The organism is Candidatus Thiodiazotropha sp. AKAK3 (assembly GCF_058244645.1).
Genome location: NZ_JBSYOQ010000054.1, coordinates 41,129 through 64,460 on the forward strand (window position 1 = coordinate 41,129; position 23,332 = coordinate 64,460).

A 23,332-nucleotide genomic window follows, 5' to 3' on the forward strand; every position below is an offset into this window, starting at 1 on the left:
AATGAATACAACAACACCTACTTTCGGTGGCCTTTCACTCGAAGAAAAACGTGCCGCTATCAGAAAACTGCTTGGTGGCTCAGATAACGAAGCCTCAGAAACTGAATCGGCTGGGGTATTCAATCCCACACGCTCAGAACTCTTGAAGGCGTTTCGCCTTGATAAGCCTTTGGTACGCGGCCTTGGTCATCAACTTTTTGATGCAGAAGGCGGTGAATATATCGACTTCCTCTCCCAATATGGCGCTGTATCCCTGGGGCATAACCACCCAGAACTTTGGGATGCATGTATGCAAGCTCAGCGGGAACAACTTCCAACCATGATTCAGCCTCTGATGCCCATTGCAGCACAGGAACTCTCAGCCAAGCTGGCCGAGATTACACCAGGGGATTTGAATGTTTGTGTCTTCACTAATAGTGGCGCGGAAGCTGTGGAAGCGGCCATTAAGCTGGCTCGTGCGCGTACTGGTCGGCAGATCATACTTTCAACCACCAACGGTTTTCACGGTAAAACATTAGGCGCACTCTCTGCAACAGGTCGGGACTTATATCAGAAACCGTTCGGCGCACCAGTAGAGAATTTTGACTATGTTCCCTTTGGGGATATCGATGCGCTCAAACAGCGTCTGGCCCAGAGTCAGGATGATATTGCCGCATTCATCGTTGAGCCTATCCAGGGGGAAGGCGGAGTCGTAGCTGCCCCTCCCGGCTATCTGGCTGAGGCTTTTAAGCTATGCCGATCCCATGGCGTGCTTACTATCCTGGACGAGATTCAAACCGGGCTTGGACGAACCGGAAAGATGTTCGGACTCCCTGAGGATGCTGGAGCACCAGACATCATGACCCTTGCCAAAACCCTCAGTGGTGGCTTGATCCCGATTGGGGCCTGCATTACCACACCCGATACCTGGGATGATGAGTTCGGCCAACTACACAGCTCCACCTACGCAAACAACAACCTCGCCTGTCGTGTCGCAACCAAGGTGATTGAGATTCTTCAGCGTGACAACCAACAGATCATCAAAAACGTTGCTGAAAACGGCGAGTATCTAGCCAGTCGCCTACAGGCACTGCAAGAGAGTTATCCAAAAGTAATCAAAACAGTTCGCGGTAAAGGATTTATGGCCGGCTTGGAATTTTATCCATTCGAGCCTGGGGATGGCTCTGGCTCGATGACATTCTTCAGCATGAATGAGGGTCTGATCGCTGCTTTCAGCTCATACCTGTTCAATGCACATAAAATTGTCACGGCTCCCGCCTTCAACAGCTCTCATACATTGAGGCTACAGCCACCATTCTCTGTCGGCCGTACCGAAATAGACTACGTCATCAATGCTCTTGATTGCATGTGCGATGCCCTGGATCGCAGAGACTTCCATCACATTGTCAAGACGTTCGTAGGCAAAACGCTGCGTGTCGTTAAAGGTGGCAAACGTTACGAAAAATCTCAACAGCGCCAGCTCGCCCCATCCCGTGAGTATGACAGGAGCAAACCAGGCAGTCAGTTCTCCTTCGTCGTTCACTATATGCATGAACATGATTTCATCGATGCCGATCCTTCATTCGAGCAGTTCACCTCGGAACAGATGGAAAAATTGCGCAAGTGGACTCGAGGAGTAGGACCAGGTTTCGTACACCATATTGAAGGGGTTCAATCGAAAACGGGGAAGGTCTCAGAAGGATGGCTGATGTTTCTGCCAATGATCCCAAAGGATATGGTTTCGATCGGCCGAAAAGAGACAATGTACATGCTTGAGCGTGCCAAGAAAATGGCGGCCAGACGTGGTTCATCCATCGTTGGACTGGGAGGGTTCACCTCTATCGTCAGCCAGGGTGGCTCCACCCTTGCCAATCAGAGCAACCAGGTACTTGCCGGGAAGGATGCCTGGGTTACCAGTGGCAACACATTAACTTCGGTATTGGCCGTTGCCGGAATCGAAGAGATCACTAAGCGTGTGGGTGTCGATCTCAGTCAGGCACGGGTCGCTGTTGTTGGAGCTACTGGCGCCATTGGACGGCTTGTTTCACTGATGATTGCAGATAAGATCGGTTCATTGGTTCTCGTTGGCAACGCCTCGAATACCGATGCAGTCGAGCGCTGCCAGGCCATTGCCGATGAGATATATAGTGACTTGCTGAACGATGATGAGCTTGGACCGAATGGGTTTCATAGTAAAGAGAGTGATGGTGAGTTAGTTCGCTCATTGCGTTGTGATATCGCAGCAGCAATGAACGAGGCCAAAAACGGCTCAGTCGCGAGCGCTGTTCGACGTATGCACAATGAACTCCCTATCCAAATAACAACAGATCTCGACAAAGGCTTGAAAGACGTTGACATCATCGTCGCGGCAACAAACTCTGATACTGCCATTATCAAAGCCCATCATCTCAGAGACTGGTCTATCGTCTGCGATGTAGCTCGACCACCAAACGTCTCCGACGACGCGGGCCGGAATTCCAAAGCACTCATCTTTGATGGCGGTCTGGTCGAACTTCCAGACCCCGTGGAGTTTAGTGCGATGGGTCTCCCACCTGGCGTCTGCTGGGGATGCCTGGGTGAAACCATCCTCCTGGCTCTGGAGTCCGCAGAGGGGGATCACAGCATTGGTCAGATTCTGACCCAGAAGGAAGCGGCTTACATCACCGGACTGGCAGAAAAACATGGCTTCAAAGCCGCACAACCACATCGGTTTGACACTCTTATACCTGAAGAGGAACTGAATGAATTTACCAAAGGATATGCAGAGTGGCATAGCAACCGATAATACTGCTTGATAAAAGATCAGACCACTTACCCGCCTTATCATTGGCGGGAGAGTGGTCGTCTTTGCGAATAGATTCCAGGTCATGAAGTTTCTCGTTGGGACAAGGACTAAAACGACATGAAATACAACTCTCTTCTCCTCGCCCTTTTTGTATCTTTTTTTACTTCCCCTATAAATGCAACTGACACATTAGTGTTAGCAAAGGCGGCGGTACAAAGAGAGGTACAGTCAGGCTTTACCCGCGCTCATTCGAGGCTTACCCTCTCCGCAGAACAAGCAGGACGTATCGCAACAGTAAATGGAGATGTGGGTGACAGCATAAAGGAAGGAGAACCTTTTGCCTGTCTGGATGACACCTACCTGAAACTGGAACTGAGCACCAATAAAGCAGAACGTAGACTGTTAAAAGTGGATAGTACCTATTTCCGTAAGGAGGCTGCTCGCTACAAAAAATTACTAAAAAAGAACTCCTCCTCTCAAAGCCAGCTAGACACGGCACTGAGAAGTTTGCACAAGACCGAAAACCAACTTAAGGCATTGGCCATTGAGGCTGACATACTAAAAGAGCGCAAGGAAAGGCTATGCATTAAAGCGCCAGATGGGTGGCGGGTTATAAAACGTCACGTTGAACCAGGCAAATGGGTAAATGCTGGGGAACCTGTCCTTGAGGTCGGTGATTACAGTCGCCTGGTGGCGCCATTTGCACTCAGTATGGGAGAGTTTCAGGCGCTGAAAACCGCACAACAGAGTGGTGGTCTGAAAGTAACCCTTCCGGATCTACAAACAGAACTACCGGCAAAGCTGATCAGGGTTTCCCCCGCCTTTGATGATCAGTCCCGCAAGATCCATCTCGAGTTAGAACTCTCTGAGGGACTACCTGCTCACCGGGGAGGATTAAGAGTGGATCTATCCCTGAATATTCCAACCCGATCAGGGGCAGTGTTAGTGCCGCAAAGCGCACTTCAACAACGCTATGAGCAGTATTGGCTGAAACGGTCAGACGGCAATGAGATCCCAGTTGTCTATCTTGGTCGATCCAAGGGACTGGATAATGATTGGATTCGAGTGGTTTCACCAGAGGTCAAGCCTGGTGATCAATTCATAGCCCTTGAAGAGTAGACCTATGCGCGAAGTTGTTGCCTTCTCTCTAAAACAACGGGTTTTCTATAACCTGATGTTCGTCATGTTGATGGTAGCGGGATTCATCTCCCTGTTTGCACTGCCCTCTGAACGCTATCCCAATTTTGGTTTTGGTGAAGTCATCATCTTCACCGCTTATCCTGGTGCCTCTCCAGAAGAGGTGGAGAGTCTGGTCACCCGCAAAATCGAAGACGCCTTGGAATTGGTGGATGATGTGGAGTGGATAAGCTCCACCTCGTTTAGTGGAAGTTCAAACATTCGCCTAAAATTCATTGACGATTCTGACTACGACACCCTCTTCAACGAGGTTCGTTTTAAGGTGATGAATATCATCAACGAACTTCCAGAAGGGATTGACCCACCGGAACTGCTGAATACAAAGGTACAAGATTGGCTACCGGTAATTGCCGTCAACCTGGTTGGAGACCTTAACAATCGAACACTGGCTCTGATGGCAGAGGAGATCAAAACTCAGATTTCAAAGATTCCCGACGTGCAACAAGTGGAGTTTTCCGGTAGACAGACTCAGGAGTTCCATCTCTATCTCGATTCAAAAAAGTTGCGCGAACTGGGTGTCAGCTTCGATCAAGTTGCACAAGCTGTCAGCGGTGCAAATCAAACCATACCTGCAGGTAAATATACCAATGAGAGCGGTGAGTTCCGTATCAAAATGGATGAGCGCTTTCGCAGCCTGGAACAGGTGCAGTCATGTGTTGTACGGCGTGATGCTGATGGCAGTCTGCTACGGGTTGCAGATCTATCATCACACATTGGTATGGGCTACCGCGATCCTATCGTCATCACCACGGTCAATGGTAAAGCTTCATTGGGGTTGAAGGTAATCAAATCTGAACTGGGTAACGCTGTAGACATTCGTAACCAAGTCATTGCGCTGACAGACAAGTTTAAGCCAATTTTGAAGGCGCAAGGAGTTGATCTGGTTTTGACCCAGGATTCAACGGTATATATCAATGATGGAATAAGCATCTTGAGCATGAATATGCTCGCTGGAATCATTCTTGTATCCCTGGTCATCTGGTATTTCATGGGGATCAGAAATGCCGGACTGGTCACAATAGGTATTCCATTCGCCTTCATGATTACCATTCTGATCATGTATCTGACCGGTAACAGTTTAAACGAAATCACCCTATTCTCTCTTGTCCTGGTTACCGGTGTCATAGTGGATGATGCCATTGTGGTAACAGAAAATATCTATCGACAAGTGCAGAAAGGATATGAGCTGCGAGAGGCGATTATCAAGGGCACCTCTGAAGTGGCGATGCCGGTAATCTCTGCCACCCTGACTACGGTGGCCGCTTTTATGCCGCTATTGATTATGAGCGGATCCACCGGCCAGTTTTTTGCTTTGGTACCCAAGGCAGTAACCTTTGCCGTTGGAGCCTCTCTGATCGAGTGTCTGTTGATTTTACCTATTCATTATCTCGATTTCGGACCTCGCGACAAAAAAACCCAAAAGCTGCAGGATAGCGACAACGCAATGTTGCGAGTAACCAGGCGCTTCACAAAATGGATGCTGAAGCGAACCATGCGTAACCGGTTACTGACGATGTCAGTTGTAGCAGTTTTATTTGTAGCTTCACTGTTAATAATCGGACTCTCTGCCAGCGGTAAAGTGCCTTTGGTGCGAATCCAGTTTTTTCCCGACGACTACAAGATATACTATGTCGATATAGTTGGTCCCAGTAATATTTCCATTGACGATGTCAATCAAAGAGTAAAGCAGATTGCGGATGTAGTAATGGAAGACGGCCCCGGAATGGCCACCGCTACCTCAGGAATGGCAGGCATGTATTTCAATGAAGACTATGAGCCGATCTATGGAAACAACCATGGATCTGTGATTGTCACTATGCCAGGTAAGGATCAACAGACCTTCGACAACCCATTGACGCACTTGGAGCGGATGCGTGAAAAGCTCAAACAGACCTTTGAGACTGACGGGTTTAAACTCCATATTCATCCCCAGAAAGACGGCCCACCCAGTGGTAAAGATATTAATGTAAGAGTTGTAGGCGCGAATGTGAAAGCAGTATCGAGCCTTGCGACTGATCTGTTGGCCTTCATGCGCAATTCAGAAAATATCGGGCCTCATCTTATCGATTTGAGTGATGACCGGGGACTGCCAAAACGGGTTTTTCGTCTTGAGGTGGATCAGCAGCGGGTTGCGGAGTTCGGTCTGGATAACAGTCAAGTGGCACAACTTTCTGCGAGCGTGCTGGATGGACGTTATCTGGGCAAATACCGTCATATCGATGAAGAGGTTGACTTAAAGTTACGAATCGACCCCTCGATATTAACGACCCCGGAGAGTGCCCTCTATATACCTGTGGTGGAGCGTGCTGGAAAACCGGTCTATCTAGCTGATCTGGTCAAGGTCAGGGCCTACAATGAGACAGGTGAAATCAACCGTTACCAAGGTCAGCGATCCATCAGTCTGAAGGCGGATATTCGTACAGGTGCACCCACCTCGACACCTGCGGTGGTGAATGCGGTTCAGTCCTACTATGAAACCATCCGCGACAATTACCCCGGTGCTTCTGTTATCTTCGGTGGAGAGCATGAGGATACCCAGCGCTCGTTTGAGTCTCTGGGCTACGCTTTTATCATTGCCGTGTTGGTCATGTATGTCATCCTTGCCACCCAGTTTCAATCTTATCTGCAGCCGTTAATCATTCTCTCTGCCATTGCTTTCGCCATGATCGGAGTGGTGTTCGGTAAACTGATCACACAATCACTATTCACCATCAACAGCTTCGTTGCGATGATTGGTGTTGCCGGGGTGGTAGTGAATGATGCCCTGGTATTGATCGACTTCATCAACAAACGATATCGAAGAGGCGTGCCCAGGCGTCAGGCCATAACCATGGGTGTTCACATCAGGCTCCGTCCTATTCTTTTGACTACGCTGACCACAAGTCTTGGTCTACTGCCAATGGCCATCGGCTTTCCCAGTTACTCTTTGGTGTGGGGAACCATGGCATCCACTTTCGTTACCGGATTGGCAACCGCGACAGCACTAACACTGTTTATCATTCCTGTGCTTTGGGATTTGACTCAGGAGTTACAGGAACGCCTGCAAAAACTTAAGGAAAAGCAGTTTACCAAGCCAATTGAAACTACCCCTTTGATACCCCCTATTAACCCGTCGCCAGATAGTCAGAGAGTGGGTGAATATTCTGATTATTAACCCGGCGACTAAGTATGTCGTCTTCAGGGTTAATAGTAACAATAGTAGCGATCAGGAAATCCGTCTGAACATCCACGCCGCCAGCGCCAAAAAAAGAAGTAGTGGAAAAGCTGCGGCAAACAGCGCATCCATTGAGTAGACCACAGCCATGTAGGAGAAGGCCCTGTTCAACAGATAGAATATAATCCCAAGCATCGCTCCAACAAATATCCGCTGGCCTACGCCAGCACTACGCAGAGAGCCAAAGACAAAGGGTATACTTAGAAAAAGCATCACCAGGGTAACCAGCGGAGCCGCCAGCTTTCCCCAAAAAGCGACTTCGTAACTGACCGATGCCTGACCATTGTTGCGTAGATAGTCGATATATCGCCACAGATCCCAGGCAGCGAGCATGTGCGGTTTAACCGTCAAAACATCGAGTGATGAGGGTTCCAATTGGGTTTGCCAGGCCAGAGTCTCCTGCTGGCTGATCTCAACACGCTTCTCACTGAAGGTGCTCATCGACACCCCTTGTAGCACCCAGCCATCTAATTCATAACTTGCCCGTTCGGCATATACTGCCCGTTGCAACTGCGCCTGATCATCGTACTCATAGAGAGAGAGATCGGCCAGTTGGGCGTCAGGCAATACCTGGCGGATATTGATATAGGTATTTCCATCCCTTGACCAAAATCCATATCGGGTTTTCAGACTGATCTGATCCGAGAGCGCCTCCATCTTCATACGTTGGGCTTGCTGTTCAGCCTGAGGTGCTAGATATTCACCAAGCCAGACCACAGCGCACAATACCAGCAGCCCTGCCTTCAATACCGAAAGGACGATTCTGGGGATAGATACACCCGCAGCACGCATCGCCATCAACTCCGAATTGTTGGCTAAAATCCCCAGTCCAATCAGGCTGCCCAAGAGGGTAGCGACTGGAAACAACTCATAGCTGTAACGGGGCAGACCCAGAAACACATAGGTATAGGCCATACCAGTGGTGTAGCCATGCTCTACATCCTCCAGCTCAGCCACCACTTCAAAAAATCCGATCAAAACCAGAAGCAGCAGTAACACCGCCAAAATGCCGGTCAGAACCGCACGACCAATATAGCGATCCAGGATGGTGATCATGCGTTCTGCATCCTGAGTCTACGCCTTACTCTTCGAAACAGAGGGGTGTCCGGCAGCAGTAGCAATAATCCTGTAATTGCCAGTATCAGATGCACCCACCAGATACCCAGCCACTCCGGTGTGGTGGCATTGACCATCCAGTTTTCTGCTGCACCCTGAAGACTCAGATAGACGGTATAGAGCACAAATGCGAATACCAACCTGCCGAAGGGCCCTTGTCGCGGCATGGTGCGACTGAGTGGCAGGCTCAATATCGCGAATACCAAGAGACCCAAAACCTGAGACATACGCACCTGGAACTCTGCCCTATCCTTGATCGAATCGGAATTCAGCAGGGCCTGACTGGAGAGCGACCTTCGCGTCACTTTTGCTTCACCCCCTGTAGAGGGCTTGACCAGAAGTGCATATTGGTTGAACTCACTGACCTGATAGTCGGCCCGCCCCGGCGTGCCGGCATAACGTAGCCCCTCCTCCAGCACCAGATAGCGATCTCCCGATTTGGCATCGACGCGTTGATAGCCTCGCTTTGCACTCACCAGAGTCAACTCACCCTCTTTGCGCTGCTGTACGAAGACATTCTCCATGTGCCTTTTATTCTTCGTGATTGACTCGACATAGAGTACAAGATCGCCCTGACTGTATTCATTGAAGCGGCCTGCACTGATACCCGCCAATTCCATCGCCTGCCCCTGCTGACTGCTCAATAACTCAGCACTCAGTCGACCGGCCCAGGGGGTTACATAGAGAGAGAGCCAACCGGTAATCAGGGCAACGGGGATAACCACCAAAAGCATTGATCGATAGATTCTCATTCCCCCGATGCCGCAGGACTCGAGCGCGACCATCTCGCTGTCCCGGTACATTCGTCCAACCACATAAAGCACCGCAAAAAAGAAGGCAGGAGGTATCAGGCGGGAGAAGTAGACCACCATTTGCAGGGCCAATGCCTGAGCCAACAGCTCGCCATTCAGATCCCCTGTGGCGACCTCTTTGAGCAATTTGATAAAACTGTTGCTCGACAAGATCAGGGTCAATACCAGCAGAATCGCCGACATCGCCTTAAGAACCTCTTTCAGCAGATAACGGTCAATCAGCGTAATCAAATGGTGTTCCTGTACTCATTAGGTATTTTGTATTGAACTAGTATACCGCACCGCCCACTAGTGCCAACGAGGCAGTTTTCCTCTGCTGTTTTCAATGGATATCTGAATAAATGGTGAATATCTATCCATTCCCTTCTCTATTTCAGGTTGTCGGCCACTCAAACCTCCCATAATATGTAAAACTATCCGAACTATACAAAAGCAGAGAGGCCAGACTCTTCATGGAATACAGCATCAAATCCGGTGATCCCGTCAAGCAACGCACTGCCTGTTTGATACTGGGGGTATTTGCAAAACGTCAATTATCCCCTATGGCTCAAAAGGTCGATAAAGAGAGCAATGGATTTCTGCAAGGCATCCTCAAGCGAGGTGATATGACCGGGGAGAGCGGACAACACCTGATGCTATACGATATTCCTGGAGTCGATGCCGAGCGGGTTCTACTGCTGGGATTGGGGCCCGCTTTGGATCTGAGCCGAATAAAGTATCTGAAAGCGGTGACTTCTGCGATTAAAAGCCTGAACAGCGGACATTCCATTGAAGCCATCTGGGGCCTTAGCGATCTTGCAATCAGCGATATCCCCTCCCCCGAGGTGATTCGTGAAACTGTAATTCAGGCTGAAGAGACCCTTTATCAGTTCACAGAGACCAAGAGTGACGTTAAAAAGGCACAACGCCCCCTGAAACGTCTCGCATTTTTGCTGCCAGACCGACGTCAGCTGAAATCGGCTCAAAAAAGTCTTGCACAGGGTGAAGCCATTGCCAATGGTATAAAACTGACCAAAGAACTGAGCAACCTGCCCGGCAATCACTGCACGCCTACCTATCTGGCAGATCAGGCAAAAAAATTAGGCCGAAATCATGATCAACTCAAAGTGCAGGTACTGGACGAGAAACAGATGCAAAAGCTCGGCATGGGCTCGCTGCTATCTGTTTCACGGGGAAGCCGTCAGCCTGCAAAGTTGATTATCATGAACTATCAGGGTGGCAAACCTGGCGCTAAACCAGTGGTGCTGGTTGGTAAAGGTTTGACCTTTGACGCAGGCGGCATCTCCCTCAAGCCATCTCCCGCTATGGATGAGATGAAATACGACATGTGTGGTGGTGCCTCTGTATTCGGCACCCTGTTGGCCTGTGTTGAGATGAAGCTGCCTATCAATCTGATCGGGGTAGTACCCAGTTCGGAGAATCTACCTGATGGTGATGCCAACAAGCCTGGGGACGTGGTCACCAGCATGTCTGGTCAGACCATTGAGATTCTTAATACCGACGCTGAGGGACGATTGATACTCTGTGATGCCTTAACCTATTGCGAACGCTTCAAACCAGCGGCGGTAGTTGATATCGCCACACTCACAGGGGCTTGCATCGTAGCACTGGGTAACCAGGCGTCAGGATTGATGGCCAACAACGAAGCTCTGGCAGAAGAGCTGCTGGATGCTGGATCCCAGTCCGGTGACCGGGCTTGGCAGCTACCACTCTGGGATGAATACCAGGAGCAGCTAGACAGTAATTTTGCCGATATGGCCAATATAGGTGGAAAAGGGGCCGGCACCATAACCGCTGCCTGCTTTCTCTCTCGTTACACAAAAAAATTCAAATGGGCTCACCTGGATATTGCCGGCACTGCCTGGCGTTCCGGAGCTGCAAAAGGCGCTACAGGCCGCCCCGTACCGCTGCTGACCCGTTTTCTCATGGGGCGCTGTGGTCAGTGAACCCAAGGCGCACAAATCACCACCTCGAACTTGAGATAGATCCATGACTCAAGTCGATTTTTACGTGCTCGGTGAAGGCGTCAAAGGCAACCGCTATAGTTTGACATGCCGATTGTGTGAGAAGATCTACCATCAAGGACGTAGAATACTCATACATACCGACACAGAAGATGAGACACGACATCTCGATCGCTTGCTATGGACCTTTCGCCAGGGGAGCTTTGTACCGCACGGGGTTGTTGACAATTGTGACTACTCTGCCACGCCGGTGATCATCACTCACCAGCAGGATGCGGGAGCGGAAAAAGATGTCCTGATCAATCTGAGCCAGGAGGTCCCCAACTTTTTCAGTCGATTCGAAAGAGTTGCAGAGGTTATTGACCAGGAGCCCCCAGTAGTGACCGCAGGACGGGAACGTTTCCGATTCTACCGTGATCGGGGCTACCCACTCAAAAAACATGATATCGATAAATGAACGATAACGAGCAGAAACAGAATATTGTCACTGACATTCCACTCTTGGAAGATGTTATTACTGCGGATGAGATCGCCTCTGAATTTCATCCCTTCGTAGATAGTTCAGAGCCATCCGAAGACAGCGGAATCCCAGAGTATGATGAAGTGCTGCTGGCCATGCGGGATGAGATTGCACAGCAGTTGGAAGAGGATCTGCGAGCAATGATCAAGAGTGCACTGAATCGTGCTATCGATGAAGCTGGAGAGCAGATTGTGCGGACACTACATGACGAACTCGATGACACACTGGAGCAAAAGATTCGTTTCCTGATTGATCAACGTCTCTCCACAGAATTTGGACCACGTACCCAACATGACCCGCAGAATGATTAACCGGGAAAACTTTTTCCTTAATCAGCTTTAATAAGCCTCTCCGCTATTCAATTATGCAGATATCCAATCTCGATCATCTGGTACTTACCGTCAATAATATTCAAAAGAGTTGCGACTTCTACACTCAGATACTGGGCATGCAACTGATCGAATTTGCGGGTAATCGCAAAGCATTAAAATTCGGCGCTCAAAAGATCAACCTGCACGAGTATAAAAAAGAGTTTGAACCTAAAGCGGCTGAACCCACGCCGGGATCAGCCGATCTATGCTTCCTCACAGATACACCACTGCATGAAGTGGAGGCACTCCTCAAGCAGAATTTTGTCGACATCATACAGGGCCCGATCGAACGAACCGGGGCCAATGGACCTATCCTATCAGTCTATCTACGTGATCCAGACAATAATCTGATTGAGATTGCCAATCGGATTTGATTTTTCTATCGAAAAATATCTACCAATAAGTCGATTATGCCTATCTGCATTGGTTCGGCAGGGTCGGCACCCTACATCTTAAATTCCAGACTCGAGCCGCGCACCACACTCCTCATTCCCTCACGGAAAATTGCAGTAAGATGGGAGCACCAGCAAGTTAAAAAAAACAGAAGACAAAACCAACGACGTGGTACTAAAATCCGCGGATCATCATGATTCTTAGAGAACAGATATAATGAGTCGAGTATTGATCATCGGTGCCGGCGGTGTTGGCCGGGTTGTCACCCACAAATGCGCACAACTCCCTGAAGTATTCAGTGACATCTGGTTGGCCAGTAGAACCCTTTCGAAATGCGATCAGATTGCCAGTGAAATCAAATCTACTGAGATCCATACTGCCCAGGTGGATGCTGACAAGGTTCCTGAATTAGTCGCTCTGATCAAACATATCGAGCCTAAACTGGTTATCAATGTTGCACTACCCTATCAGGATCTGACCATAATGGATGCCTGCCTGGAAACTGGTGTTCACTATCTGGATACCGCCAACTACGAACCCCTCGATGAGGCAAAGTTCGAATACAAATGGCAATGGGCCTATCAGGATAGATTCAAACAAGCGGGCCTGACAGCACTGCTCGGCTCCGGCTTTGACCCCGGTGTCACCAACGTCTTTGTCGCCTATGCCCTGAAGCACCATTTCGACCGAATCGATCAAGTGGACATTCTGGATTGCAATGCCGGCGATCACGGCTATGCTTTTGCCACGAACTTCAACCCAGAGATCAATATACGGGAGGTCACTGCAAACGGCCGTTTTTACCAACAGGGAGAGTGGGTGGAAACCCAGCCCATGGAGATCTCCAGGGTCTTTGATTTCCCACAAATCGGCCCGCGTAAAATGTTCCTGCTCTACCATGAAGAAATGGAATCCCTGACCAAGCATATTCCGGTTCAACGTATGCGTTTCTGGATGACCTTTGGAGAGAGTTACCTGAAACATCTGCAAGTCATACAGAATCTTGGACTCGACAGCATCCAACCGATGGAGTTTCAGGGGCAACAGATTGTACCGCTGCAGTTTCTCAAGGCACTCTTACCTGATCCCGCCACCTTGGGACCACGCACTAAAGGTAAAACAAACATCGGTTGTATCATTAAAGGGGAGAAAGAGGGACAACCTGTTTCGCGCTATATCTACAATGTCTGCGACCATCAATCATGCTATCGAGAAACCCAGGCCCAGGGTGTCTCCTACACCACTGGTGTACCCGCAATGATCGGGGCCAAAATGATTCTAGAAGGAAGCTGGCAAAAACCGGGGGTTTGGAACATGGAACAATACGATCCCGATCCGTTTATGGCAGACCTCAATCTTTATGGTCTTCCCTGGCAGGATGAGGCATGCGACATCGATATAGACAGCCTACCCATCGATGTACAGTAAACTGGATTCGATACCCTCACCCTGCTACTTGCTGGAAGCTTCTAAGCTGAGACAGAACCTTCAGCTGATTGATCAGGTACAGCAGCAGTCAGGGTGCAAGATCATTCTTGCGCTCAAGGGTTTTGCCATGTGGTCTGCATTCCCTATGGTAAACAACTATCTCTCTGGATGTTCAGCCAGTTCATACAATGAAGCGCGTCTCGCAAAAACCCACTTTGGTGGCCATGTTCATCTCTATGCGCCTGCCTATACTGCAGAGGAATTCCCTCACCTGATCCCCCTTGCAGACCGCATCAGCTTCAACTCTTTGAGCCAATGGCAACGCTTCGGAGAGGAGGCCCTCGCCTCAGGTATATCTTGCGGATTAAGGGTCAATCCAGGTATCGATGAGGTTGAAACCGATCTCTACAATCCTTGCCATATCCACTCCAGGCTCGGTATCTCTACTGAGGAGATTTGCAACGGCCTGCCAGCTGGCATTGAAGGCTTGCATGTGCACGCATTATGCGAATCCGGTGCCGATGCCACTGCACGGCTGATTGAAGCCGTAGAAGAGAAGTTTGGAGATCTTCTATCCAACTTGAAGTGGTGCAATTTAGGGGGTGGACACTTGATGACCCGCAATGGCTATGACCTGGAAGGTCTGATCAGCACGCTCAAAGCCTTTCGCCATCGTCATCCCCACCTGGAAATAATCCTCGAACCGGGTTCTGCCATTGCCTGGGATACCGGGCCGCTGGTCTCCACCGTTTTGGATCTGATTGAACGGGGAGGCCTTTCGATCGCCCTGCTGGATGTCTCAGCTACCGCACATATGCCCGATATACTTGAAATGCCCTATCGAGCCGAAGTCCGTGATGCCGGTTTAGTTGGCAGTAAACCCTACACCTACCGGCTTACCGGGCCAACCTGCCTGGCTGGGGATGTGATCGGTGATTATGCCTTCGACCAGCCACTGCAACTGGGAGATCGGATCATCTTTGAGGATATGATCCACTACACCATGGTGAAGACCACCCAATTCAACGGGGTGAGTCACCCAGCCATTGCGATCCGTCATGAGACTGGTGAGATCAAGATTGTTAGAAAGTTCAATTACAGGGACTATGAGGGAAGGCTCTCCTGAATACTGGCCTACCCTATTCCCTCCATCAGCGGCATTACCAGATCACCCAGGCCACTGCTTGAGCGACGACTCTGTCTGATGATCTTTCTGCATATTTTTTTATCCAGTAGTTCGATTGCCTGACACTCCAGATGTTCAGCACTCTGCTCATCGCCAACAGCGCGCAGTTCATCAGCCAGGGCCTCCAGTTTACGTACGGATATCTTCTTGATCTTCCTGTCTCTACCCCGTCTTCTCGATCTCTGTTCATTCAGACTTTGAATCAATTCATTGTTATTCAGCATATCAATCCCCCGATATGATTCTTGCTGTCACTTCGACAAGCGTTTTATCAAGTCAGCAAAATAGCGTTTTTTACTTAGAGCGTTGTTTGACAATGGCCAAACTCATTCGAAATTCCATTTCTCCTCCACCAAAACCGGATAGATCTCTGGTCAGAATCCCTGTTTTGTTCTATCTCTAAATAAATGATAGCCGTTTAAATAAACAGTGAAGTGACCTATGCCACCACCAGTTTGTGACAAATTACTGAGGAAAATAGTTAAGGGCACCTCTGTTAATTGCTTATGCCCTCTGCGTGACCTGAAGCGTGTAGCTCGTAACGTGCGGTATGGATACTACGTAGGATGTGGTGAGGGACGAACCGCATCATTGGTGTTTTTGAATCGCTCTATTCCGTTATTGATGCGGTTCGTGCCTCACCGCATCCTACGTCCTATATTGAAAAATATGGAACACCCGTAAAATTATTACACCATTTCCAAGACCCTTAACTCGTATCGTGCGGTAAGGATATTGCGTAGGATGTGGTGAGGTACGAACCGCATCATTGATGTTTTTGAATCGCTGTATCCTGTTATTGATGCGGTTCGTGCCTCACCGCATCCTATGTCCTATATTGAAAAATACGGAACACCCGTAAAATTATTGCGCCATTTCCAAGACCCTCAACTCGTAATATGCGGTATGGATACTACGTAGGATGTGGTGAGGGACGAACCGTATCATTGATGTTTTTGAATCGCTCTATTCCGTTATTGATGCAGTTCGTGCCTCACCGCATCCTACGACCTATATTGAAAAGTATGGAACACCCTTAAAATTATTTAGCTCGTTGCAAGAAAGGCAACAGCGCGGATTACCTGGCTTGTTCATAGCCTAATTCTAGTTTCCTATCGTGTCTCGAGGTCTGCTTAGTTTGCTTGATTTGATTGGTCTGATTGCGAATAAGCTCATCTGTGAGTTGTTGTTCGCGTCGACGTTGTTGCTGATCATGTTTTGCCAGCAGTGATTCACTCTCAGCCATATTCTGTCGCTCGATGATACTACTACGAAGTTGAAGCAATTGTGGGTATTCACTCTTAACAGATAGCCCTAGATCGATATACGCCAAAGCCTTGTCGAGCTGGTTGTTTCCAAGTTCATTTTCTGCAAGCGCATAGTAGATAACAGCGATTCTGGTAAATCCTTCAAGCACCCGTTCATCATCAGGGGAGAGCAATCTGGCTAATGTCTGATAGGCTTCATAGGCATTATCGCCCTCGGGCGTGAGTAATTGCATATTACTCAGCAGGAATTCTGCATCCTCAAAAATCGAGTCTATTTCAATCTGCTGTTCGATGCGCTGTTTCAGACTGATCGCATCGGCATCATCAGGTTTTTGTTTGAGTGCAACATTAATAATCCTCAGTGCGGTTTTTGGACTTGTCTCACTTTGAGTTAATGCTGACTGGATGAGTTTATTGAACCCGACTGAGGTTCCACGATGGTCTGTATTTGAAACACTTGGGGTTTGATCCAATCCATTTTTATCGAAGTCACCTGTTTCAGCAACTGATTCTCTTTCTAATTCAGGCAATCTATTCTGTAGTTTTGCTTCATGAGTCAATGAAAAGAAAATTGTCCCTGCCAGAGCAGTAACAGCGATACCAGTCGCAGGAATCATCCAGCTCCAAAGAGAGTTGGAAGTTTTTACAGCGCCTTTCGCTTTAGGAATAACCTTTGTTGCGACTCTGTTATAGAACGATTTACTAGCAGGATTACCGTTACCACACCGCTGAATTGCCGCCTTAAATTGTTCATGGCTTTGGATTCTTTTTCTGGGATCCTCTGTCAATAACTGCATGAATAAATGTTCAAGCTCTCTATTATTCTCGTTGAATAGATTTCGCAGTTGAGATTTAAAACTATTTGCATTAAACGAATTGGCACCAAAAAGTAATTGATAGGCTAACACACCCAGTGCGTAGTAATCAGTTGCCGGGGTCAGGTCATCATAAGCTTCAGGCGCTAAATACTGCCTTTGTGCTGGTGTCATTGCTTTGAATGTAGTCTGGCGCAAGAGAGGAATCACAAGTTGCAGCTTCGGTGGTTTCAATATCAACAGATCTGGTGACTTGAAACACAATGCACTCAAATCCAGACCACCATGGACTAATCTCAATTTATGCAACGCCGCCAGGCTTTCTGAGATTTTTAAAGCAATCTGTAAAACCTGAGACTTTTTTGAGTTCAAACCGGTAGAGGGTATTTTCTCTGTGCAGGCATGGTGTTCAGTGATCACATAGCAGACATCATCCGATATCTCGGCGTGAAGAATAGGCGTTATGATGCCAAAATCGCTGTCAATCAGCTTCTGGCTTATCTTCTTGAACTGAGTTTTAAATGTCTGATTAGCAACCAGCGAGGGATTAAATAACTGTATATCGACAGTTTTATGGTTTTTCAGGTTGAGCGCACTGAAACTTTGGTAGTGCTGCCCAAAATCATAGCGTCTGCCGAGTTTGAAGCCTGGTACTTCCATGTTGATAAAGACACTCCTTTGCTGAAACTCGCTATGTTTCCAGTATCAGATTGAAACTACTGAAAAAAATAATAAACACCACTTGGCAGTCTGTTGAAGTTTTCAGACGGTACTCGCCAAGTATATACACCCTCTCCACCGGGAATCCACCACTTCTGTCAATCACTCTCCCCGATATTCATCCTCATGAAGAGACGAAGTTAATGTCCACGCCCAACAATAATACTTGGTCGTAAAAACAAAGGATAGTCAGCCAGCCCTCTCCAATCAACTTATGCTCAAGATTTTGATTCGCTACCTTATATTATTTACCCCTTAACTGGGGGCATACATTATATAAGAAATCTACAGATCAGCAGAAACTTTGTGTTTTGTCTGCACAAAATCATTTGGATCGTAACCGGATTGGATCAGAATCTGTTGAATAACGACCCAGTTTTCCATGCTCAGATGATCACTACGTGAAAGAATCCAACCATACTTGCGGCTTGGCTCACCGATAATGGCATACTCGTAACTGTCGCCAAGTCCGACTACCCAGTAATCACCCCAAAACAGATTCCAACCTAAAAGGGATACAAAACTAACTTCCAATTTTGCGTTGGTCGATCTGTCAATAATTCGTGCAATACCTTTTGCTTCATCCATCTTGCCCTGTTCATCAAGACAGCGATTAATAACCTCTATATTGCCATCATCCAACTGTTTGTAATTGGCGGTTACATTTCCGAGACACTGATCCTGAAACCTGTTCGGTAGTCTGGCAATTTCGAACCAGCGTCCCTGATAGCGAACCAGATCTACCTCTGGCACTGTTTCCAAACCCTGCTGATCCTCGGCAATCACAACAACTGAAAAACTAAAAAGTGTATAAAAAAGCAGTAATTTCAGATTAATAATTCGCTCAATCATAATCATCAACCTAGATCCAGAGGTTTTACAGGTTCGTTCATCCACTGTTTGTCTTTGCGCCAATCAACACTCTGGTCATCAACGTACACTTCCACTTCATTACCATCAGGATCCCGTAAATAGATACTCTGGCTGATGGTATGATCTGCCAATCCCTCGATCACAATACCCGCCTCATTGATCCGCTCATAGCTTAGTTTGAGTGCAGTCAGATCGTTACCGACTTTCCATCCCATGTGGTACATGCCGATACGTCTGCCTGGCAGAGGACCCGGCGCATCCCCCATCTCTATCAGTAACAGTTCATGGTGGGTACGACCACCAGTCAACACCGCAGCTTTGCCGCCAAAAATATTACCTTGCAGCTCAAGTCCCAATGCTTTTGTGTAAAAACTAATTGAGTTACCCAGATCCCTCACATACATAGCAATATGACCCAGTTCAACCATTCGTTACTCCGCTAGTGTTAGTGTTCACAAGCCGCCCTCACCTGCCTGCAATCTGGCCTGCACCCGGGCAGAGACGATCTTTTTATTATCCAGTATTCTTGGATAGAGCCGCCAGTAATACTCAATGCGGCAAGCCCGCATCTCAAGCTTCGATTCCAATCTTGCGCGCTCGATGTCATTCAGACTGGGTAGAGTTAACAGTGCTGGAGAGACCCAGTTGAGATATCGCTGCATTAACGCTCTTTTCCTCTCGTCTCGCCAATCCTCAGATATACCAAAGGGCGGAAATATATTCCGGCTCAAATGCTCTCCATGGTCTGTTTCTGCATAGGTGCGTTGTGAATCCCAGGTCACCCATAACCGACTGATATTGAATCCAGCCCTTTTTCTGACTTCCATTTCCAGGCGATCAATTTCAGCAAAGCGATGTTGACCACCTATCCCCTGCTTTTCCAGACAGCCTCTCCAATATCGCGGCTTCTGACTATTGGAACTGGCTCCCGGCACCATCGACATCAACAGTGCAAGTGGTTTTTGCTCCAGTTCATCAAGTAACCATAATTCTCGATTGTCTTTTAGAGGAAAGGGTAGTTGGTGTTGGAGATCCTGTATGGCCTTAATCAGGTATTCTACTCTCAAGCCACCACTGTTGTTGGACATTGGCGCTTTTATCAACCCCTCCTTGTCTGACCACAGACCAAATAGAAGCCACTCTTTGTCTGCGTTTGAAGCATTCAGGCTTCCCCAATCTGGCGACTTGGCTATCTGCAATTCGATGTGCCAAACCAGTCCATTGGTGGTAGAGGCACGTCCATCGTCGGTCTCTATAATCTGTAGTACACCCAGAAATGGGTTTAACCTTCGAATCCCATAGTGTCTGATAGTCAGATCGCCATTCATGAGCTGTCAGCCAGTCGTTTCCGCAAGGCTTCGATAATCGGCTCGGCAAGATCCTGTAATTCTGGCGGAATAACCTCGAACAGGTACTCAACCTCATCCAACACAGTCTCTATCTCGTGACGCTTGGTCAGAGTATCCATCCTGGTTGAGACCTGATTCAAATAGGCGATGGGATCAATACCATTCATATCAATACCTCGAATTTTAACGCTATCAGGCAGGAAAAATGTGCCTTAGCACCACCGTACACAAGCTGTTGGAGTCATAGGCTCCCAGCTATCGTATGTCTGCAAAACACAAAAATCACAAGGTTTGGCAGATGTTAAAATTGTACAATATGTTTTGTTTTGTACAAGTTTTTGTCCTATTATTTGTACCACTGAGATAACAGGTGATTATTTGAAGCGAGCGCGCCCATGAATAGAACCACACCTTCGAAATACGATGAGTACCCTGAGCTAGAACCCCACGGCCTGGCCTCAGTCACTTTGTCAGCTCACTGGGCCGATGATCTAGTGGTGCACGAGGAGCAGCTGCATGTCGAAAAATTCAGCGTTTGGCGTGAAGCTGACACGCTACCCCCTGAAATTGGCCAAAACCTCGTTGGTATAAGAGCTAACGACGAGCTTCAGGCCAATGTTAATGCTGGCGAGGTTGTTGCCTCCTGGGTTTCAGACCGACAAATCTCCACCAAGCCTGCCTGCTTCGACCGTCACCATCGTCAGGGACTTGAGGTCACGCCGCGTTTAGGGCGCTTCTACCCTCAAGGCTTTTTTAAGGGGGTTCAAGGCATTTACAGCGAAGCAGTGGAGCCTGCACGTATCATTGAACTCTCAGGAGATCGAATGAGAATCGACCTCAACCAACCTTTGGCACGCTTCCCTCTGCAATTGAAATTTCACCTGGATGAAGTTCTCTCAGGTTATGATCGACGTGGAGGACGCTGCGCAAGCCCGCTAGATAATCTGCTGCAATTTCCCGGATTAGCGGCACCTCTGAGAGATGGCCAGGATACCGACTACGGCGATGACAGCGACGGTATGTCACGAATGGATGAGCGCTCAGACGACAGCTTCTATGCTAATCCCCGCATGGTACAGCACCTCGATACAAAAGCACTGCAAACCATAAATAGCCTCTACCGAAGATTGATTCCTCCTCAGTCAGAGGTGCTCGACTTGATGGCTAGTTTCGATTCACACCTACAAGGTACAGAGCTGGCGAATATTCATCTGCTGGGTATGAATGCAAAGGAGTTATCAGCAAATCAAAGTGCTAGCAACAGCACTCTACAAGATTTGAATAAATCCCCTACTCTTCCTTTTGAAAACAATAGCCTGGATGCCATTATCTCTACTGCATCCATAGAATATCTATGCCGGCCTACAGAGGTACTGACAGAAGCGCTGCGAGTTCTACGCCCTGGAGGGATTACTGTTATCAGCTTTAGCAACCGCTGGTTTCCAACAAAAGCAATCCGGGTTTGGAGTGAGCTGCATATGTTTGAACGGATAGGCATGGTTAGCCAATGGTTACAAAGAGCGGGATATACAAGAATGCATACTTTTTCATCACGTGGCTGGCCACGTCCTGCCGATGATACCCACGCAGGCCAAACGCCCTACTCTGATCCCGTTTTTGCTGTCTGGGGATTTAAACCATGATCCCCCTCAGAGAGAGACTCAAGTGGATGGGATGGGTAGTGAGCCATTTACAAGAAATTGATCCAGTGCGAAACGTGTGATGTTTCGCTCAATACTGAAGATGACCTCCCTTTCATCAACCTGACAGAGAGACTGCTTTTCATCGAGTGGCCTACTGCGGGTTAACGGACTTGCATCATAGAGCGCCACGTTGGTCCTGCCCTCCTGGTCTCTGGCTGAACGATACTCAAAACCCTTTATGCCCGCCTCTCTCATCGCACTTCCCAGAGCTTGCGTGATTTTATAACTCACCGGGTCACGTAGACTCTTCTGGTAGCTGTTAAATCGATCGTCCTGCAGTCTCACACCGTAATTAGTCTGGTAATGGAATTTGAATAGGGTGTGCTGGGATTGAAGTGTGCCATGAAGAGGCGGAATTTCCATGTCGAAGTAGAAAAAGAAGCGATAGAAGGCAGATTCGCACAATGTGACATATTCAGAAGTTCCCCCGTAGAACAGGCTTGGCTCAAAGCGTCCGCCGAAGCGACTACCATGCCTCAATGGTGGATAACGAAAGGGCGAGGATAGGAGATAGTGTAGATGCTCTGTGCCAACAAGATAACCAGGCTTTGAGTCCATTTCCAACATCTCTTCGAGTGCTGCCTGTTTCTCCAGAGATGAGACGATTTCCGCTGATGCCACCATCTCCTGGGATTCAACCATGCGGAATCCCTGTCCACCGATGGTATGAATGACGCCATCACCACCTACTGCACGCCAAATTTCGCTCAAGTTTTACCTCGAATCCCATCAATATATTCAACAACACGCACCAACCCAGTGACATTGTTGATCAGTTCCGCAGGCACGCCGTTTAGTGAGCGGATCCTGGTATGCATCCAATGGCTCATTTCATCTTCTCGCCCACCCACCAGTACATGGAGACCTCGATAAACCCGAACCAATAGCAGTGCCAATTGGCCATTCGGTGTGGAGGGGTCGACTCCATTTCGAACGATTGTGGTACGGTTGCGCCCCACAACATGCCCCACTTCAGCGGGGGATAAACCAAGTTTGGCGCCTGCATTCAGAACAGCCTCACCCAGCACCATTGCCTTGTTTGGTATTGTTGCGAAACAGGGATCAGACATAGCAGTCTCCTTGGTATTGCATATGCACAGTATATGCCTATAAGTGTGCGTATACAATATTTATAGGGTTGGCGAGACTTCCTGCACTTGGATGATTTTTTGAGAAATACTGGTGTAACTCAATCAAGGGTTGATTCGCTTCGCTGCGGCGTCTGCGTCACTTCATTCCTCACGAATGAAGAGTTCGAAACAACGCCTCTCTGATTCGGTCAGGTTTATTCAGAAACTATTACGCTTGTAACCGATTCATTGCTGTTGGTTTCTATTGCTGATTGAGAATTGAGACATGAAAAGCATTGTAAAGCAGAGGGTCACAGTTAGAAAAAACTTACAAGTCATCAGTATCTTAAATAGGTGGGGAGAGGGGGTGAATAAACACCCTATTTTCCCCAACAATCAGTAAGATAAATATGAACGATCAGTGCAATTTTTCTCTTTTAACCACATGAAACGCTTCGCGTACACCCTCTCCCCAACCCCTCTCCCGTAAAGGGAGAGGGGCTTTCAGAGTTGTTCTGAGAAGATTGAAAGTTAATGGGACATTAGCAGTGATGTGACATATTCACATT

At 48.2% G+C, this 23,332-nt stretch carries 20 protein-coding genes; 10 read left to right on the top strand and 10 right to left on the bottom strand.

Features of this window, described 5'->3' with window-relative positions; genetic code table 11:
* Position 1: 1 nt before the first annotated feature.
* The 3 genes from AC4IE7_RS13850 to AC4IE7_RS13860 all read left to right on the top strand — a co-directional run bounded on the left by AC4IE7_RS13850 (position 2) and on the right by AC4IE7_RS13860 (position 7,115).
* Positions 2 to 2,764: an aminotransferase class III-fold pyridoxal phosphate-dependent enzyme gene (locus AC4IE7_RS13850; protein WP_490777439.1), complete on the top strand. Its 2,763-nt coding sequence runs from the start codon at positions 2 to 4 to the stop codon at positions 2,762 to 2,764.
* A 117-nt stretch (positions 2,765 to 2,881) separates the two neighbouring features.
* Positions 2,882 to 3,883, top strand: a complete 1,002-nt coding sequence (locus tag AC4IE7_RS13855) for an efflux RND transporter periplasmic adaptor subunit (RefSeq protein WP_490777440.1) — start codon at positions 2,882 to 2,884, stop codon at positions 3,881 to 3,883.
* Positions 3,884 to 3,887: 4 nt separating this feature from the next.
* The gene (locus AC4IE7_RS13860; protein ID WP_490777441.1) at positions 3,888 to 7,115 is read left to right on the top strand and encodes an efflux RND transporter permease subunit; all 3,228 of its coding nucleotides are present in this window, start codon (positions 3,888 to 3,890) and stop codon (positions 7,113 to 7,115) included.
* A 51-nt stretch (positions 7,116 to 7,166) separates the two neighbouring features.
* On the opposite strand, the gene lptG is transcribed toward AC4IE7_RS13860, so the two are convergent.
* Together lptG and lptF are read right to left on the bottom strand one after the other, a co-directional pair.
* A complete protein-coding gene (gene lptG, locus AC4IE7_RS13865) occupies positions 7,167 to 8,231 on the bottom strand; it encodes an LPS export ABC transporter permease LptG (RefSeq protein ID WP_490777442.1) in 1,065 nt (354 codons plus the stop codon).
* Positions 8,228 to 9,334, bottom strand: a complete 1,107-nt coding sequence (lptF, locus tag AC4IE7_RS13870) for an LPS export ABC transporter permease LptF (protein WP_490777443.1) — start codon at positions 9,332 to 9,334, stop codon at positions 8,228 to 8,230. The genes lptG and lptF overlap by 4 nt, the downstream gene beginning before the upstream one ends.
* Positions 9,335 to 9,555: 221 nt before the next feature.
* Here lptF and AC4IE7_RS13875 point away from each other — a divergent pair, with 221 nt between their 5' ends.
* The 6 genes from AC4IE7_RS13875 to nspC all read left to right on the top strand — a co-directional run bounded on the left by AC4IE7_RS13875 (position 9,556) and on the right by nspC (position 14,905).
* The gene (locus AC4IE7_RS13875; protein ID WP_490777444.1) at positions 9,556 to 11,049 is read left to right on the top strand and encodes a leucyl aminopeptidase; all 1,494 of its coding nucleotides are present in this window, start codon (positions 9,556 to 9,558) and stop codon (positions 11,047 to 11,049) included.
* Positions 11,050 to 11,092: 43 nt separating this feature from the next.
* Positions 11,093 to 11,524, top strand: a complete 432-nt coding sequence (locus AC4IE7_RS13880; RefSeq protein WP_490777445.1) for a DNA polymerase III subunit chi — start codon at positions 11,093 to 11,095, stop codon at positions 11,522 to 11,524.
* A complete protein-coding gene (locus AC4IE7_RS13885; RefSeq protein WP_490777446.1) occupies positions 11,521 to 11,898 on the top strand; it encodes a hypothetical protein in 378 nt (125 codons plus the stop codon). The genes AC4IE7_RS13880 and AC4IE7_RS13885 overlap by 4 nt, the downstream gene beginning before the upstream one ends.
* Positions 11,899 to 11,951: 53 nt before the next feature.
* Positions 11,952 to 12,332, top strand: a complete 381-nt coding sequence (locus AC4IE7_RS13890; protein ID WP_490777447.1) for a VOC family protein — start codon at positions 11,952 to 11,954, stop codon at positions 12,330 to 12,332.
* Positions 12,333 to 12,567: 235 nt separating this feature from the next.
* The gene (locus tag AC4IE7_RS13895) at positions 12,568 to 13,779 is read left to right on the top strand and encodes a saccharopine dehydrogenase family protein (protein WP_490777448.1); all 1,212 of its coding nucleotides are present in this window, start codon (positions 12,568 to 12,570) and stop codon (positions 13,777 to 13,779) included.
* Positions 13,769 to 14,905, top strand: coding sequence for a carboxynorspermidine decarboxylase (gene nspC / locus AC4IE7_RS13900; RefSeq protein ID WP_490777449.1), 1,137 nt, complete (start codon positions 13,769 to 13,771; stop codon positions 14,903 to 14,905). The genes AC4IE7_RS13895 and nspC overlap by 11 nt, the downstream gene beginning before the upstream one ends.
* 8 nt (positions 14,906 to 14,913) lie before the next feature.
* Here nspC and AC4IE7_RS13905 read toward each other — a convergent pair whose 3' ends face one another.
* The 6 genes from AC4IE7_RS13905 to AC4IE7_RS13930 all read right to left on the bottom strand — a co-directional run bounded on the left by AC4IE7_RS13905 (position 14,914) and on the right by AC4IE7_RS13930 (position 20,157).
* Entirely contained in the window at positions 14,914 to 15,189 is a 276-nt protein-coding gene (locus AC4IE7_RS13905) for a hypothetical protein (RefSeq protein ID WP_490777450.1), read from the bottom strand.
* A gap of 854 nt (positions 15,190 to 16,043) precedes the next feature.
* Positions 16,044 to 17,708 (bottom strand): serine/threonine-protein kinase, encoded by a 1,665-nt coding sequence (locus tag AC4IE7_RS13910; protein WP_490777451.1) that lies wholly within the window; start codon positions 17,706 to 17,708, stop codon positions 16,044 to 16,046.
* A 345-nt stretch (positions 17,709 to 18,053) separates the two neighbouring features.
* Entirely contained in the window at positions 18,054 to 18,620 is a 567-nt protein-coding gene (locus AC4IE7_RS13915) for a lipocalin family protein (protein ID WP_490777452.1), read from the bottom strand.
* Between the two features lie 5 nt (positions 18,621 to 18,625).
* Positions 18,626 to 19,069: a VOC family protein gene (locus AC4IE7_RS13920; RefSeq protein WP_490777453.1), complete on the bottom strand. Its 444-nt coding sequence runs from the start codon at positions 19,067 to 19,069 to the stop codon at positions 18,626 to 18,628.
* 24 nt (positions 19,070 to 19,093) lie between these two features.
* Entirely contained in the window at positions 19,094 to 19,969 is an 876-nt protein-coding gene (locus AC4IE7_RS13925) for a hypothetical protein (RefSeq protein WP_490777454.1), read from the bottom strand.
* Positions 19,966 to 20,157, bottom strand: coding sequence for a hypothetical protein (locus tag AC4IE7_RS13930; RefSeq protein WP_490777455.1), 192 nt, complete (start codon positions 20,155 to 20,157; stop codon positions 19,966 to 19,968). The genes AC4IE7_RS13925 and AC4IE7_RS13930 overlap by 4 nt, the downstream gene beginning before the upstream one ends.
* Before the next feature lie 228 nt (positions 20,158 to 20,385).
* Between AC4IE7_RS13930 and AC4IE7_RS13935 the strand changes: the two genes are divergently transcribed.
* The gene (locus tag AC4IE7_RS13935; protein ID WP_490777456.1) at positions 20,386 to 21,633 is read left to right on the top strand and encodes a methyltransferase domain-containing protein; all 1,248 of its coding nucleotides are present in this window, start codon (positions 20,386 to 20,388) and stop codon (positions 21,631 to 21,633) included.
* Between the two features lie 18 nt (positions 21,634 to 21,651).
* Here AC4IE7_RS13935 and AC4IE7_RS13940 read toward each other — a convergent pair whose 3' ends face one another.
* Together AC4IE7_RS13940 and AC4IE7_RS13945 are read right to left on the bottom strand one after the other, a co-directional pair.
* A complete protein-coding gene (locus AC4IE7_RS13940) occupies positions 21,652 to 22,404 on the bottom strand; it encodes an RES family NAD+ phosphorylase (RefSeq protein WP_490777457.1) in 753 nt (250 codons plus the stop codon).
* Positions 22,401 to 22,763 carry an antitoxin Xre/MbcA/ParS toxin-binding domain-containing protein gene (locus AC4IE7_RS13945; RefSeq protein WP_490777458.1) on the bottom strand — a complete coding sequence of 121 codons (363 nt, stop codon included), beginning with the start codon at positions 22,761 to 22,763 and terminating at the stop codon, positions 22,401 to 22,403. The genes AC4IE7_RS13940 and AC4IE7_RS13945 overlap by 4 nt, the downstream gene beginning before the upstream one ends.
* Between the last annotated feature and the right edge of the window lie 569 nt (positions 22,764 to 23,332).